Annotated in this window: 10 protein-coding genes; 4 read left to right on the top strand and 6 right to left on the bottom strand. The window is 66.4% G+C overall.

Annotated features, from left to right (window positions below; translation table 11 throughout):
- The first annotated feature begins 130 nt into the window (after positions 1–130).
- On the top strand, positions 131–3178 hold the full coding sequence (locus AC1KVE_RS14680) for a diguanylate cyclase (RefSeq protein ID WP_456362941.1): 3048 nt from the start codon (positions 131–133) through the stop codon (positions 3176–3178).
- 36 nt (positions 3179–3214) lie between these two features.
- Here the strand turns inward: AC1KVE_RS14680 and AC1KVE_RS14675 are convergent, their stop codons facing one another.
- The gene (locus AC1KVE_RS14675; RefSeq protein ID WP_039525576.1) at positions 3215–4099 is read right to left on the bottom strand and encodes a LysR family transcriptional regulator; all 885 of its coding nucleotides are present in this window, start codon (positions 4097–4099) and stop codon (positions 3215–3217) included.
- Positions 4100–4219: 120 nt separating this feature from the next.
- Here AC1KVE_RS14675 and leuC point away from each other — a divergent pair, with 120 nt between their 5' ends.
- The 3 genes from leuC (at position 4220) to leuB (ending at position 7551) form a co-directional block, all read left to right on the top strand.
- Positions 4220–5668: a 3-isopropylmalate dehydratase large subunit gene (gene leuC / locus AC1KVE_RS14670; protein WP_184456582.1), complete on the top strand. Its 1449-nt coding sequence runs from the start codon at positions 4220–4222 to the stop codon at positions 5666–5668.
- 67 nt (positions 5669–5735) lie between these two features.
- Positions 5736–6383 carry a 3-isopropylmalate dehydratase small subunit gene (gene leuD, locus AC1KVE_RS14665; protein WP_184456584.1) on the top strand — a complete coding sequence of 216 codons (648 nt, stop codon included), beginning with the start codon at positions 5736–5738 and terminating at the stop codon, positions 6381–6383.
- A 94-nt stretch (positions 6384–6477) separates the two neighbouring features.
- Positions 6478–7551, top strand: coding sequence for a 3-isopropylmalate dehydrogenase (leuB, locus tag AC1KVE_RS14660; protein WP_047127201.1), 1074 nt, complete (start codon positions 6478–6480; stop codon positions 7549–7551).
- A 719-nt stretch (positions 7552–8270) separates the two neighbouring features.
- Here leuB and AC1KVE_RS14655 read toward each other — a convergent pair.
- The 5 genes from AC1KVE_RS14655 to ilvC form a co-directional block, all read right to left on the bottom strand.
- Positions 8271–9833, bottom strand: coding sequence for a 2-isopropylmalate synthase (locus AC1KVE_RS14655; protein WP_024940104.1), 1563 nt, complete (start codon positions 9831–9833; stop codon positions 8271–8273).
- Positions 9830–10900, bottom strand: a complete 1071-nt coding sequence (locus tag AC1KVE_RS14650) for a threonine dehydratase (RefSeq protein WP_241239518.1) — start codon at positions 10898–10900, stop codon at positions 9830–9832. The genes AC1KVE_RS14655 and AC1KVE_RS14650 overlap by 4 nt, the downstream gene beginning before the upstream one ends.
- A gap of 123 nt (positions 10901–11023) precedes the next feature.
- Positions 11024–11281: an ACT domain-containing protein gene (locus tag AC1KVE_RS14645; protein ID WP_047127199.1), complete on the bottom strand. Its 258-nt coding sequence runs from the start codon at positions 11279–11281 to the stop codon at positions 11024–11026.
- Positions 11265–12986, bottom strand: a complete 1722-nt coding sequence (gene ilvG, locus AC1KVE_RS14640; RefSeq protein ID WP_016902671.1) for an acetolactate synthase 2 catalytic subunit — start codon at positions 12984–12986, stop codon at positions 11265–11267. Before ilvG ends, AC1KVE_RS14645 begins: the two co-directional genes overlap by 17 nt.
- Positions 12987–13028: 42 nt before the next feature.
- Positions 13029–14030: a ketol-acid reductoisomerase gene (gene ilvC, locus AC1KVE_RS14635; RefSeq protein WP_024940100.1), complete on the bottom strand. Its 1002-nt coding sequence runs from the start codon at positions 14028–14030 to the stop codon at positions 13029–13031.
- Positions 14031–14586: the final 556 nt, after the last annotated feature.

Genomic DNA, 14586 nt, shown 5'->3' with positions numbered 1-14586 from the left:
GCTTGGTGATGGCCAATAATTGTTTCAACTGAATGCCTCCCGGTGTCATGGTGCGTCCCATCCTTGTGGGGAATCCACCTAGGGCGCCGAAAAACCCCCGGTGATAGATTGACTAACGGTCTGTCGGCGCATGTCGGCAGCCTCTTTTGCCGGCACGACGAGGGGATGGGAGAGCGTGGACAGGGTCGGGGCGCATGCGCATACAGGCTGCGTCCGCAGCACATGCGTGCGGCGGACCGGGCTGCTGTGGCGATGGGCGTTGCTGGCCTGCATCCTGCTCGGCGTGTGGCCGGCCGGCGCCCAGCCGCCGACCCATACCGCGTATCACACCGTCACGCGCTGGAGCATGGACGACGGCCTGCCGCACAACCTGGTGCATGCGGTCGCGCAGGGCGCCGACGGACTGATCTGGCTGGGCACCTGGGAAGGCGTGGCGCGCTTCAACGGCCGCGACTTCACCGTGTATGACCGCCAGAACACACCGGGCGTCGAGCTGGGAGGCGTGTTCGTGGTGATACGCGACAGCACCGGCGGGATGCTGTTCGGCACCGCGTTCGATGGCGTCTATCACTACCAGGACGGCCACTGGCAGCAACTGGGCGACGCTTCGGCGCGGCACCTGGCGGTCAGTGCGCTGCTGCGACGCGCCGACGGCGCGCTGTGGGTCGGCACGCCGCAGACGCTGTACCGCATCGAGCCGGATGGGCGGGTGGTGGACGTCGGTCGCCAGGCCGGCCTGCCGCGCGCGCGCATCACCGCGCTGGCGGCCGAGGGCAGTGGCGATTTATGGGTGGGTACCGAAGTCGGGCTCTATCGTCTGCCCCGCGACGGCAGCGCAGCCGAGGCCTGGGGCAAGGCACATGGGATGCGCGCCGCACCGGTGCGGCGGCTGGCCGGCGATCGTCAGGGCGGCCTGCTCGTTGCAGGCGACGACGGCGTGTGGTGGTGGAGCCGCGGCGGCGGCCTGCAGCGGTTCCGCCAGGGCCAGCGCGTGGATGCATTGCTGCTGGACCGGCGCGGACATCTGTGGATGAGCCTGCCCTCGGGCACGCTGGTGGTCCACAGCGGTGCGAATGCGCCCGACGAACAGATCGCCATTTCAGGAGTGGCCAGCCCGGCGCTGCTGGAAGACGCCGAGGGCCTGATCTGGGTCGGCAGCACGCACGGCCTGTTCCGCATTGCCGAGGGCGCCGCGCACGGCATCACCCACGAGGACGGGCTGGCCTCGGACTATGTGCGCACGGTGTTGCAGACCGGCGACGGCACCGTGTGGGTGGGCAGCGCGGTGGGCCTGGACCGCTGGCGCAATCGTCAGATCAGTCGCGTGTCGGTGGTGCCGAACCAGGGCGGACGCGTGCTGGAGCAGTCGGTGCTGGCCCTGGCCGACGCCGGCGATGGCGGCGTCTGGGCCGGCACCTACAGCCAGGGTGTGGTGCGGCTGGATGCGCAAGGTCGCGTGCTGGCGCGCATCGGTGCGGCCGACGGCCTGCCGTCGCTGTCGGTGCGCGCGGTGTTGCCGGATGGCCAGACGCTATGGATCGGCACCACGGCCGGGCTGGTGCGCTGGCGCGATGGCAAGGCACGCCGCTACACCGCCGCCGACGGCGTGCCCGATGGCTCGGTGCAGGTGCTGTATCGCGACACGCTGGGCACCGTGTGGATCGGCACCGATCGCGGCATGACCGCGCTGTCGGCAAACGGCAGCACGCGCGCATGGCTGGGCGAGCAGGATTTTCCCGGACAGAACGCCTTCGACTTCCTGCGCGATGCCAAGGGCGACCTGTGGATCGCCAGCGATCGTGGCCTGCTGCGGCTGAGTGGTGAGACCTTTCGCGTCTACGACCACCGGGTCGGGCTGCCGCGCGACAAGGTGTTCCGGGTGATCGATGACGGCCGCGGTTATTTCTGGTTGTCGAGCAACCATGGCGTGTTCCGCATCGCGCGCAGCGACTTCGACCAGCTCGATGCCGGGACGCGCGAGCAGTTGAGCGTGGAGGTGGTGGATCGCAGCGACGGCATGCCCGGCAATCAAGGCAACGGCAGCAGCGCGCCGGCCGGCTGGATGACGCAGTCCGGGCAGCTGCTGTTCCCCACCGCTGCGGGCCTGGGCGTGATCGATCCGGCGCGCGTGGGCACCTTGCAAGGCCATCGCGTGCCGATCGTGTTCGAGCGCCTGCTGGTCGACGGCATGGTGCAGCCGCTCACTGGCCTGCATCGCTTCGGTGCGGAGACCCGGCGCATCGCCATCGGCTATGCCGGGTTGAATTTCCGTGGCCCGGACAAGGTGCGCTACCGCTACCGGCTGGAGGGCTTCGACCCGGACTGGGTGGACGCCGACAGCACCAGCGAGGCGGTCTACACCAATCTGCCGCCGGGGCGCTTCCGCTTCCGTGTCCAGGCGATGTCGCTGCCGGTGGACTGGCGACAGACCGCGCTGTTGGGCGAATCCAGCCTGGTGATCGCGCTGGCGCCGCCGTGGTGGCGTCGTGGCGAAGTGATCGCCCTGGGCATCCTCGGGCTGGGCAGCCTGATCTACGGGTTTTATCTGTGGCGTACCGCCAGTTATCGCCGCCGGCAGCGCCAGCTCAATACGGTGATCGACGCACGCACACGCGAGCTGAGCGACAAGAACCTCGCGCTGCAGCAGGCCAGCCAGGAGCGCGAAGCGCTGATGCGCCAGCTCGAATACCGCGCCAGCCATGACGTGCTGACCGACCTGCCGAATCGCCGCGAGGCCGAGCGGGTCCTGCAGCAATGGTTCGACGATGCGCACGCCGGTGGCGCCCCGTTGGCGTTGGTGCTGATGGATATCGACCATTTCAAGCACATCAACGACGAATACGGCCACGAGGTCGGTGACGCGGTGCTGTCCGCGATCGGCGAAGCACTCAGTGAACAGGACCGGGCGCAGTGCTTTGCCGCGCGCCACGGTGGCGAAGAGTTTCTGCTCGCGGCAGTGGGTGTGGACGCGGCACAGGCGCGCGCGCTGTTCGAACGCATGCGCCAGCGGCTCGCCGCGATCGCTGTCATGACGCAGGGCACGACGGTGCGCTGCACCGCTAGCATGGGCATGGCGATGAGCGATGAGGCACCGAGCCGGCGCGAATTGCTGGCGCTGGCAGACCGCCGTCTGTACCACGCCAAGCGGCTGGGGCGCGATCGGTTGGTGGATCAATAAGGCTGCTGTGTTGCCGGCTGCGTGGAGCTGCCGCGCTCACGTCTGCAGCTGGTCCGCCTGCGCATGCAACAACGCGACAAATGCCTGCGCGGCACGCGACAGGGTGCGCCCGCCATGGGTCACGCAGCCCAGCTCGCGCGACAGCGCCACGTCGGGCAGCGGCAGCGCCACGATCTGATGATCGATCATGCGCTCCGGCAACACGCTCCACGCAAGGCCCACCGACACCAGCATCTTGATCGTCTCCAGATAGTTGGTGGTCATGCGCAGGCTCGGCACCAGGGCGCGCTCGGCGAACAGACCGGCGACGATGCGATGGGTGAACGTGCCCGGGTCCGGCAGCACCGCCGGATGCGCCACCACATCTTCCAGCGACACCGCGCGCAACGCGGCCAGCGGGTGATCCGGCGCCACCACGAACTGCAGGCGGTCATGCCAGATCGGTTGCGCGCGCAGCGGCGCACGCGTATCCGGTGCCAGCGTGGTGACCGCCAGCTCCACCTCGCCGCGCAGCACCGCAGCATAGGCCAGCTCCGAATCCAGAAACTGGATGTCCAGCGCGGCCTGCGGGTGTTGCGCAGCGAAGCCGCGCAGCAGGGCGGGCAGGCGATGCAGGCCGACATGATGGCTGGTGGCCAGGCTTAGGCGCCCGCCGACCGCCGCGCCAAGATGCTCCAGCACCCGGCGGGTGTCCTGCAGCTCCGCGAGGATGCGTTGCGCGCGCGGCAGCAAGGCCTGGCCGGCCTCGGTCAGCACCACCTGGCGACCAAGGCGGTCAAACAGCCGCGCCGACAGTTGCGCTTCCAGCAAGGCGATCCGCTTGCTCACCGCCGGCTGGGTGAGGTGCAAGGCCTCGCCGGCTGCCGAAAAGCTGCCGCTCTCGGCGATCGCCACGAAGGCGCTGAGGCTTGCCAGGTCCATTGCCATTCCCAAATTTCATTTGTTGAATAAACAATATGAATTTGCGTTATCCAAGGCAAGCTCCTAGCATCGAACGCAGCCAGGTGGGTGCTCCCACCATCCGCCAACCGGATCGCCGCGATGACTGCCAAGACGCTGTACGACAAGCTGTGGGACCTGCACGAGGTCACGCGCCGCGACGATGGTTCGTCGCTGATCTACATCGACCGCCACATCCTGCATGAAGTGACCTCGCCGCAGGCGTTCGAAGGCCTGCGCCTGGCCGGGCGCAAGCCCTGGCGCATCGACGCCAACATCGCCACGCCCGACCACAACGTGCCGACCACGCGTGCGGAGCGCCAGGGCGGGCTGGAGTCGATCTCCGACGAAGTCTCGCGGCTGCAGGTGCAGACGCTGGACGAGAACTGCGACGACTTCGGCATCCTCGAGTTCAAGATGAACGATGCGCGCCAGGGCATCGTGCATGTGGTCGGCCCCGAGCAGGGCGCCACCCTGCCGGGCATGACCGTGGTCTGCGGCGATTCGCACACCTCCACGCATGGCGCGTTCGGCGCGCTGGCGCACGGCATCGGCACCTCCGAGGTCGAGCATGTGCTGGCCACGCAATGCCTGATCGCCAAGAAGATGAAGAACATGCAGGTGCGCGTGGAAGGCACGCTGCCGTTCGGCGTGACCGCCAAGGACATCGTGCTGGCGGTGATCGGCAGGATCGGCACTGCCGGCGGCAACGGCCATGCACTGGAATTTGCCGGCAGCGCGATCCGCGCGCTGTCGATGGAAGGCCGCATGACCATCTGCAACATGTCCATCGAAGCCGGTGCGCGCGTGGGCATGGTGGCGGTGGACGAAAAGACCATTGCCTACGTGCAAGGTCGCCCGTTTGCGCCCAAGGGCGCCGACTGGGAGGCGGCGGTCGCACTGTGGCGCACGCTGGTCTCCGATGCCGACGCGCACTTCGACACCGTGGTGGAGCTGCGCGCCGAAGACATCAAGCCGCAGGTCAGCTGGGGCACCTCGCCGGAAATGGTGCTGGCGGTGGATCAGCAGGTGCCAGACCCGGCAACCGAACAGGATCCGACCCGGCGCGATTCGATCGAACGCGCGCTGAAGTACATGGGCTTGCGCGCAAACCAGCCGATCACCGAGATCCGCCTGGACCGCGTGTTCATCGGCTCGTGCACCAACTCGCGCATCGAAGACCTGCGTGCGGCCGCTGCGGTCGCCAGGGGCCGCAAGGTCGCCTCCACCATCAAGCAGGCGCTGGTAGTGCCGGGCTCGGGTCTGGTCAAAGCGCAGGCCGAGGCCGAAGGCCTGGACAAGGTGTTTCTGGACGCCGGCTTCGAATGGCGCGAGCCGGGTTGCTCGATGTGTCTGGCGATGAACCCGGACAAGCTGGGCAGCGGCGAACACTGCGCCTCCACCTCCAACCGCAATTTCGAAGGCCGCCAGGGCGCCGGCGGCCGCACCCATCTGGTCAGCCCGGCGATGGCCGCAGCGGCGGCGGTCAGCGGGTATTTTGTTGATGTGCGTGACCTTGGGGATTCGGGAATAGGGATTCGGGATTCGTAAAAAGCGCTCCACCATCCCCAGCCTTTTCGAATCCCCAATCCCCAATCCCCAATCCCGGCCTCTCCCAATGACCCCTTTCACCCAACACACCGGACTGGTGGCGCCGCTGGATCGCGCCAATGTCGATACCGACCAGATCATTCCCAAGCAATTCCTCAAGTCGATCAAGCGCACCGGCTTCGGGCCGAACCTGTTCGACGAGTGGCGCTATCTGGACATCGGCGAGCCCGGCCGTGACAACAGCCAGCGCCCGCTCAATTCGGAGTTCGTGCTCAACTTCCCGCGCTATCAGGGCGCCAGCGTGCTGCTGGCACGCGAGAACTTCGGCTGCGGTTCCTCGCGCGAGCACGCGCCGTGGGCGCTGGACGAATACGGCTTCCGCACCGTGATCGCGCCCAGCTTTGCCGACATCTTCTTCAACAACAGCTTCAAGAACGGCCTGCTGCCGATCGTGCTGGCCGAAGCGGAAGTGGACGCCTTGTTCGAGCAGTGCCTGGCCACCGAGGGCTATCGACTCACGGTGGATCTGGCCGCACAGCGCGTGCGCCGCCCCGATGGCGTGGAATACGGCTTCGACATCGATGCATTCCGCAAGCACTGCCTGCTCAACGGCCTGGACGACATCGGCCTGACCCTGCAGGACGCCGATGCGATCGGCCGCTTCGAGCAAGGCCATCGCGCGCGTCAACCGTGGCTGTTCGGCGCGCTGCAGTAAAGTCGCCGGCGGTCACCGATGAGCCGGTCATGCCAGGTGTGTGTGGCGCGATGTTGATTTCCAAGGCGCTGCGGCGCCAACTGACGAGGATTGCATGAGCAAGCAGATTCTGATTCTTCCTGGCGACGGCATTGGCCCGGAGATCATGGCCGAAGCGGTCAAGGTGCTGACGCGCATCGATGCGCAACATGGTTTGGGTTTCAGCCTGGTGTACGACGAACTGGGCGGCGCGGCCTACGACAAGTACGGCAGCCCGCTGGCCGACGAAACGCTGGAGCGTGCGCGCGCTGCCGACGCGGTGCTGCTGGGCGCCGTCGGTGGGCCGCAATGGGACACCATCGACCCATCGTTGCGCCCGGAGCGGGGCCTGCTCAAGATCCGCTCGCAGCTTGGGTTGTTCGCCAACCTGCGTCCGGCACTGCTGTATCCGCAGCTGGCCGAGGCCTCCACGCTGAAGCCGGAGGTGGTGTCCGGACTGGATCTGCTGATCCTGCGCGAGCTCACCGGCGGTATTTATTTCGGTCAGCCGCGGGGCACGCGCACACTGGAAAACGGCGAGCGTCAGGCCTACGACACGCTGCCATACAGCGAAAGCGAGATCCGCCGCATCGCCAAGGCCGGTTTCGAGATGGCACGTTTGCGCGGCAAGAAGCTGTGTTCGGTGGACAAGGCCAATGTGTTGGCATCAAGCCAGCTATGGCGTGCCGTCGTCGAAGAAGTGGCCAAGGATTATCCGGACATCGCGCTGTCGCACATGTACGTGGACAATGCGGCGATGCAGTTGGTGCGTGCGCCCAAGCAGTTCGACGTGATCGTGACCGACAACATGTTCGGCGACATCCTGTCCGACCAGGCGTCGATGCTCACCGGCTCGATCGGCATGCTGCCCTCGGCCTCGCTGGATGCCAACAGCAAGGGCATGTACGAGCCGTGTCATGGCTCGGCGCCGGACATCGCAGGCAAGGGCATCGCCAATCCGCTGGCCACCATCCTGTCGGTGGCAATGATGTTGCGCTATACGTTTGCGCAATCTGCTGCCGCTGATGCGATCGAGCAAGCGGTCGGCAAGGTGCTCGACCAAGGCCTGCGCACCGCCGACATCTGGTCGGAAGGCACGACCAAGGTTGGCACGGTGGCAATGGGCGATGCAGTGGTGGCCGCGCTGTAACAGCGATCGCTTCTTTGATGCGTCGTGGCTGTACTGGTGGCTATCGTTCTTCTGACGATAGCCACTTTCGTTTGGCGGCTGCCTCATCCGTGACCACATCATTCAACCGAAGCATCTGCATGAACCTGCGGATGGTGTGCGCAGGACTGGTCGGCATGCAGGTCGGTCGGTGGCGCGGCGCCGCATCCGATGTCGGGACACGCCGTGAATCCGTCCCTGGAGGCTCGGTGGCGGCATCCATGCCGCCACACGGTCCCGTCCCCGGACGCGGCACCACGTTCCCAGCATGCCCTCTGCATTTCTTTCCGTAACCGATAGCAATTGGTGATGCTTGCGCGGGTGCCGGCGTGGGACCTTGAGCGGCATGGATGCCGCGCCAGAGCCTACATGGACGTACTTGCGGCGTGTCCCACACCGGTACGCGTGCAAGCGCCCGCAGCAAACCGAAGCATTCGCGCAAAGTCGGCAGACCTCGTGCGCGAGGCTGTTCTGTGTCGGTGCGCGTGCAAGCGCCTGCAGCAACCCGATGCATTCGTACAGAACCCGCAGATGCCGCCCCCCAAGATCGGTGGCGCGGCGCCGTATCCAGTGACGGTAGGCGCACAGGCGCCCGCAGCAAATCGACGGCCTTGCAAGAAAGTTGGAACACCAAACACCAGAACGGCCAGCAGATCACGCTGCCGGCCGTCAGGTTTGCATCGTCCAGCGAATGAGCGGTGTTACGCCACCGCAGCCGTCTTGCCGGCGACCACGCCGCGCTCGCGCTGACGCAGCAGGCGGTTGGCTACATCCAGCCACGCTAGGGCGCTGGCTTCGATGATGTCCTTGCTGGTGCCGGTGCCTTCGTATTCCACGCCATCGTGGCGCACGCTCAGGCTGGCTTCGCCGCGCGCATCTGCGCCGATGCCCACGCTATGCACTTGGTAGCTGTCCAGCTCCAGCTTCACACCGGTGGCCGAGGCCAGTGCGCCGAAGAGCGCATCCACCGGACCATTGCCCTGCGCGGTTTCGGCCACGCGATTGCCTTCCGGATCGGACAGCTCCACCAGCGCATTGGCGCGGCTGCCGACATCGCTGATGGTCATCGACGCCAGGCGATAGCCTTCCTGCACAGTGGCGTCCTGCATCAAGGCCTGCAGGTCCGCGTCGGTGACCACGCGCTGCTTTTCGCACAATGCCTTGAACTGCTCGAAGACCAGCTTGACCTCTTCTTCCTCCAGCAGGTACCCCAGGGCACGCAGGCGCTGTTCCACCGCCGCGCGGCCGCTGTGGCGGCCCAGCACCATCTGCGAGGACTCCCAGCCCACGTCCTCCGGACGCATGATTTCGTAGGTGCCGCGATGGCGCAGCATGCCGTGCTGGTGGATGCCCGACTCGTGCGCGAACGCATTGCCGCCGACCACTGCCTTGTTGCGCTGCACTGGCATGCCGACCAGGCGCTGCAGCAACTGCGAGGTGGAGACGATGCGTGGGGTGTTGATGTCGGTATCGATGTTGTAGAACGCACCGCGCACCTTCAATGCCATGGTGATTTCTTCCAGCGCGCAGTTGCCTGCGCGCTCGCCGATACCGTTGATGGTGCACTCGACCTGCCGTGCGCCGCCTTCGATCGCCGCCAGCGAGTTGGCCACTGCCAGGCCCAGATCGTTGTGGCAGTGCGCGCTGAAGATCACGGTGTCGGCACCTTCCACGCTGGCGATCAGGCGCGAGAACATGCCGCGGATTTCTTCCGGCGTGGTAAAGCCTACCGTGTCCGGCAGATTGATCGTGGTGGCACCGGCGGCGATCGCCACGCGCGCCACCTCGGCCAGGAAATCCTCTTCGGTGCGGGTGGCGTCTTCGGCGGAGAACTCGATGTCGTCGATATAGCCGCGCGCCAGCGTCACATGCTTGTGCACCGACTCCAGCACCTGCTCGCGGCTCATGCGCAGCTTGTGCTCGCGGTGCAGCGGGCTGGTGGACAGGAAGACATGCAGGCGCGGATTGGCGGCCGCCTCCAGCGCACGCGCGGAGGTTTCGATGTCGGCCTGCAGGCAGCGCGACAGCACCGCCAGCGTGGGGCGACGCAGCTCGCGGCCGATCATCGCGACGGCCTCGCGGTCCGAATGCGAACTGGCCGGGAAACCGGTTTCGATGATGTCCACGCCGAGTTCGTCCAGCGCGCGCGCCATCACCAGCTTTTGCTGGGGCGTCATGCTGCAGCCGGGGGATTGCTCGCCGTCGCGCAGGGTGGTGTCAAAAATTCGGATACGCGGGGTCTGGTTGGATACGGTCGTGTTCACCAGGAAGACTCCTCTACGGCGATGGCGGTGACAGGCGTTGGAGCGACTGCGGATGGGCGGGAAAGAACGGGTGTTTCGGGAAGTGACTTGGCGCTGCGTTCGTTGCGAAGTCGCTCGGTATTGCGACGACGCGGCTTGCGTGGCGGCCGCGGCCGCACCTCGGACAAGAGTGTGGCCAGAACAGTTGCGTCGATATTACCGCCAGAGACCACCGCACACTTGCGTTTCCCTGAAACGCGGCGACCGGCGGCCAAGGCCAGCGCGCCAGCGCCCTCGGCGATGACGTGTTCTTCCAGGGCCAGGCGCACCAGCGTTTCGCGTAATTCGGCCTCGCGCACGATCACCACATCGTCGAGCAGGCTCGCGCACAGGCGGCGGGTCAGAAAGCCGGGAATCTTGACCTTCACGCCGTCGGCCAGGGTGGGGACGGGAGTGATTTCGCGCAGATCGCCACGTACGGCGCGCGCCATCGAATCGACACCTTCCACCTGCGCGCCGACGATGCGCACGCCTTGCGATTTCAGCGCCAGCGCCACCCCGGAGGCCAGCCCGCCGCCGCCGATCGGCACGATCACCACGTCCGGCGCATGCGCGGCCAGTTCGATGCCGACCGTGCCTTGCCCTGCGATCACATCCGGGTCGTCGAAGGCGGACAGAAAACGGTAGCCGTTCTGGTCGGCCAGCTCGCGCGCGAACGCAAACGCCTCGTCGTAGCTGTTGCCATGCTGGCGGACGGTGGCGCCCCAGTGCGCGACGCCGGCGATCTTGGTCTGCGGCGCGCCGTAGGGCATCACCGTGATGGCCTGCACGCCCAGCCGGTACGCCGACCACGCTACGCCTTGCGCATGATTGCCGGCCGAGGCGCAGATCACCGGGCGCTCGTCACCGCGTTCCAGCCCTGCCAGCAAGGCATTCAATGCACCGCGCACCTTGTACGAGCCGGTGCGCTGCAGATTTTCCAGCTTCAACCACACACCGAAGCGCTCGGCGTAATGCAGCGGCGTGGGCGACAGATACTTGCGCAGACGGGCCTGCGCGGCCAGAACGTCGGCCACGCTGACCGCCACGTCGCCTACGTCTGGCTCCTGCGGGGAGGGGCGGCCGGAATCAGGCATTGCGGCACGCGCACGGCCGATCCGGGAGAAGACACCTCCGGACAGCGGTTTCATGCTCGCGCGAGGTCCGGGCGTTCACGCCGCGACCTCGACCGAGTCCAGCACGGTGATCACCACCGACTCGCAGTCGTACACCTTCTCCAACTGCAGGCGCAGCGTCTCCGGCGGGCGGGTGCTGTCCACGTCCAGTTGCAGATGCCAGCGGCCGGCATCGTCCGGGGCGCTGGCGCCCTGGATGGCGCAGGGGCGGAAGCCGCGTCGCTCGGTCATGCCGAGCACGCGCACCAATGCGCCTTCGGCCGGCTTCAGCACCAGATCAAGCCGGTAACGCATGCGATGTCTCCTTGGCCGCGTGTGCGGGATTGCTGTCCAGCATGGTGCTGTTGGCGTTGTTGGGCGGCACCAGCGGCCACACGTTGGCACGCGCGTCGATGGCCACATGCAGCAGGCCGGGGCCGGGTTGCGCCAGCAGTTCGGCCAGCGCGGCATCGACATCGCCGCGCGCGATGATGCGCTTGGCCGGGATGCCGAAGACCTGCGCCAGGGCGGCAAAATCCGGGTTGTCGGACAGATCGATTTCGCTGTAACGCTCGGCAAAGAACAGTTCCTGCCACTGCCGCACCATACCCAGCGAGCTGTTGTCCAGCAGCACGATTTTGACCGGCAGCTTGCAGCGCGCGATCGTCACCAGCTCCTGCACGTTCATCATGAAACTGCCGTCGCCGGAGACCAGTACCACGGTGCGGTCGGGGCAGGCGAACTGCGCGCCCATCGCCGCCGGCAGGCCGAAGCCCATCGTGCCGAGCGCCCCGCTGGTGAGGTGATTGCGCGGATCGTTGAACCGGCAATGCTGGGCCACCCACATCTGATGCTGACCCACGTCGCAAGCGATGATGGTGTCGGCCGGGGCCACTTCGCTCAGGCGCTTGAGCAGCGCCGGCGCGTAGATATCGGTGCCGGGCGCGTCGTAACGCGCGCCGAATTTTTCGCGGTTGGCAAAGCAGCGCGTACGCCATGCCTGGCAATTGCCACGTGCCGCGCTCAGTGCCTTCAGGCTGACCGCCACATCGCCGGGCACGGCGATGTCGGCCGTGCGCAGCTTGGAGATTTCATACGCATCGGCATCCAGATGGATGACGCGCGCGAATGGTGCGAACTCGCTCAACTTGCCGGTGGCACGGTCGTCGAAGCGTGCGCCGACCACTACCAACAGATCGCATTCCTGGATCGCCATATTGGCCGCACGTGTGCCGTGCATGCCCAGCATGCCCAGATAATCCGGATGCGCATGCGGCAACGCGCCCAGCCCGCGCAAGGTCAGCGCGGTGGGAATGCCGGTGGCTTCGACAAAGCGCCGAAACGCCTCCACCGCACCGGCCAGGGCGATGCCGCCACCGCCGTACACCACCGGGCGTTCGGCGCTGGCGATGGCCGCCAGCGCTTCGGCCAATTTCGCATCTTCCGGGGCCGGAGGCGGCAACACTGCCGCCGGCACATGATCGGGCAGATGCGAGGCATCGGCGATCTGCACGTCCTTGGGCAGGTCGATCAGCACCGGCCCGGGGCGTCCCTCGCGCGCAATGCGGAACGCTTCGCGCACCATCTCCGGGAGATCCTCCACGCGCCGCACCAGAAAGCTGTGCTTGACGATCGGCATGGTCATGCCGAACACGTCCAGTTCCTGGAACGCATCGGTGCCCAGCAGGGGCGTGGCGACCTGGCCGGTCAGGCACACCATCGGGACCGAATCGAGCATCGCATCGGCGATGCCGGTGACCAGATTTGACGCGCCCGGGCCGGAGGTGGCCACGCACACGCCGACCCGGCCGCTGGCACGGGCGTAGCCGTTGGCAGCGAGGGCGGCGCCCTGTTCGTGACGGACCAGGATGTGCTTGAGCCTGGAATCCACCAGGGCGTCGTAGAACGGCATGATGGTGCCGCCCGGATAACCGAACAGCGTTTCCACGCCTTCGGCTTCCAGGGCCTGCGTCAGCCAGCGCGCGCCGTTGCGGGGCGTGCTGTGTGCGGAGGTGTTCATGCGTTGCGGACCTTCGGTGTTAGCGGTGGGGGTGCGGCGGCATTACGCCGCTTGTTGATTCGCAGGTGCGGCGGCGGCCTGCTGCTGACCGTTGAGCCACACCATCTTGGCGCGCAGCTTCTTGCCCACTTCCTCGATCGGGTGCTCCAGATCGGCCTGCTTGAACTTGGTGTAGTTCGGCAGGCCGGCTTCGTATTCGGCCACCCAGTTCTTGGTGAAGGTGCCGTTCTGGATATCGGTCAGCACGTCCTTCATGCGCGCCTTGGTGCTGGCGTCGATCACGCGCGGGCCGCTGACATAATCGCCGTATTGCGCGGTTTCGGACACGAATTCCAGCATGCGGGTGATGCCGCCTTCGTAAAACAGGTCCACGATCAACTTCAGTTCGTGCAGCACTTCGTAGTACGCGATCTCCGGCTGGTAGCCGGCTTCCACCAGCACTTCGAACCCGGCCTGCACCAGCGACGAGGCGCCGCCGCACAGCACGGCCTGCTCGCCGAACAGATCGGTTTCGGTCTCTTCCTTGAAGGTGGTCTTGATGATGTTGGCGCGCGCGCCGCCCAGGCCGCCGGCATAGGTCAGCGCGAACTGCTCGGCCTTGCCGCTGGTGTCCTGGTAGACCGCATAGATGCACGGCACACCGCGGCCGATCTCATATTCGCGACGCACCAGCGCGCCCGGACCCTTCGGCGCGACCAGCACCACGTCCAGATCGGCGCGCGGGGTGATCATGTCGAAATGCACGTTCAAGCCATGCGCGAACAGCAGGCAGGCGCCTTGCTTCATGTTCGGGGCGATGACCTCTTCGTAGAGCTTCTTCTGCACCATGTCCGGGGTCAGGATCGCGACCAGGTCGGCACTCTTGACCGCCTCGGCCGGCGCCACCACGGTGAAGCCGTCGGCCTGGGCCTTGGATTCGGTCGGGCCACCGGCGCGCAGGCCGACGGTGACGTCGAAGCCGGAATCGCGCAGGTTCAGCGCATGCGCGCGGCCCTGGCTGCCGTAGCCGATGATCGCGATTTTCGGTTGGGTGTCGTTGCTCATGGAGTAGTCCTTGCGGGGTTGGCAGTGGGAAAAGGATCAGCAGGCAGCGTCAGGGGCTGGCCGGCCGAGCAAAGCGGGGATGGACGACGGCACCGGCCATGCAGGCACTGCACCAGCGCAGTGGCCGGCGCGGGTAGGGCAGTTGGTGGCGATGTCGGTGATGTCGTTCATGTCATTCGAAACTTTTGGTGGTCCCTGAAACGCGAAACCCCGCGCCGTTGCCGGTGCGGGGTCTGATCGAAGCCTTGTGTGTCTGTTGCCTACACGAAGTCCCGTCCCGCACCGGTTGGCGAGGTAATAAGTACGAGCACGAGAAGCGACACTGCCGACGCGCCGATGGGCGCGGACACTGGAGCGTTCGAGGTGGTGTGGCGGTGCGACATGTGACTGAGATAACCATCGCTGCAGGTGGGGTGTCAACCCTTGCGCATGAAACGGCCGCATCAATCGGCGCTGTGTCGCGCGAAACCGCGTGGCAGCAGCATGGTTGCTGTTGAAACCGCATCATTGCAGGGTGGTGACGGGCGATGCGAGTCACTAAATGCGCGGTATTTGT

The sequence above is a fragment of the Xanthomonas sp. NCPPB 2864 genome (assembly GCF_056675615.1).
Note: the sequence above shows the minus strand (reverse complement) of the source record. Positions and strands in the feature narration are given on the sequence as shown.

What these genes read in the sequence shown, in the direction of transcription:
- AC1KVE_RS14680 (WP_456362941.1), top strand. Translation starts at nt 131, where the DNA reads ATGTCGGCAGCCTCTTTTGCCGGCACGACGAGGGGATGGGAGAGCGTG.
- AC1KVE_RS14675 (WP_039525576.1), bottom strand. Translation starts at nt 4,099, where the DNA reads ATGGACCTGGCAAGCCTCAGCGCCTTCGTGGCGATCGCCGAGAGCGGC.
- leuC (WP_184456582.1), top strand. Translation starts at nt 4,220, where the DNA reads ATGACTGCCAAGACGCTGTACGACAAGCTGTGGGACCTGCACGAGGTC.
- leuD (WP_184456584.1), top strand. Translation starts at nt 5,736, where the DNA reads ATGACCCCTTTCACCCAACACACCGGACTGGTGGCGCCGCTGGATCGC.
- leuB (WP_047127201.1), top strand. Translation starts at nt 6,478, where the DNA reads ATGAGCAAGCAGATTCTGATTCTTCCTGGCGACGGCATTGGCCCGGAG.
- AC1KVE_RS14645 (WP_047127199.1), bottom strand. Translation starts at nt 11,281, where the DNA reads ATGCGTTACCGGCTTGATCTGGTGCTGAAGCCGGCCGAAGGCGCATTG.
- ilvG (WP_016902671.1), bottom strand. Translation starts at nt 12,986, where the DNA reads ATGAACACCTCCGCACACAGCACGCCCCGCAACGGCGCGCGCTGGCTG.
- ilvC (WP_024940100.1), bottom strand. Translation starts at nt 14,030, where the DNA reads ATGAGCAACGACACCCAACCGAAAATCGCGATCATCGGCTACGGCAGC.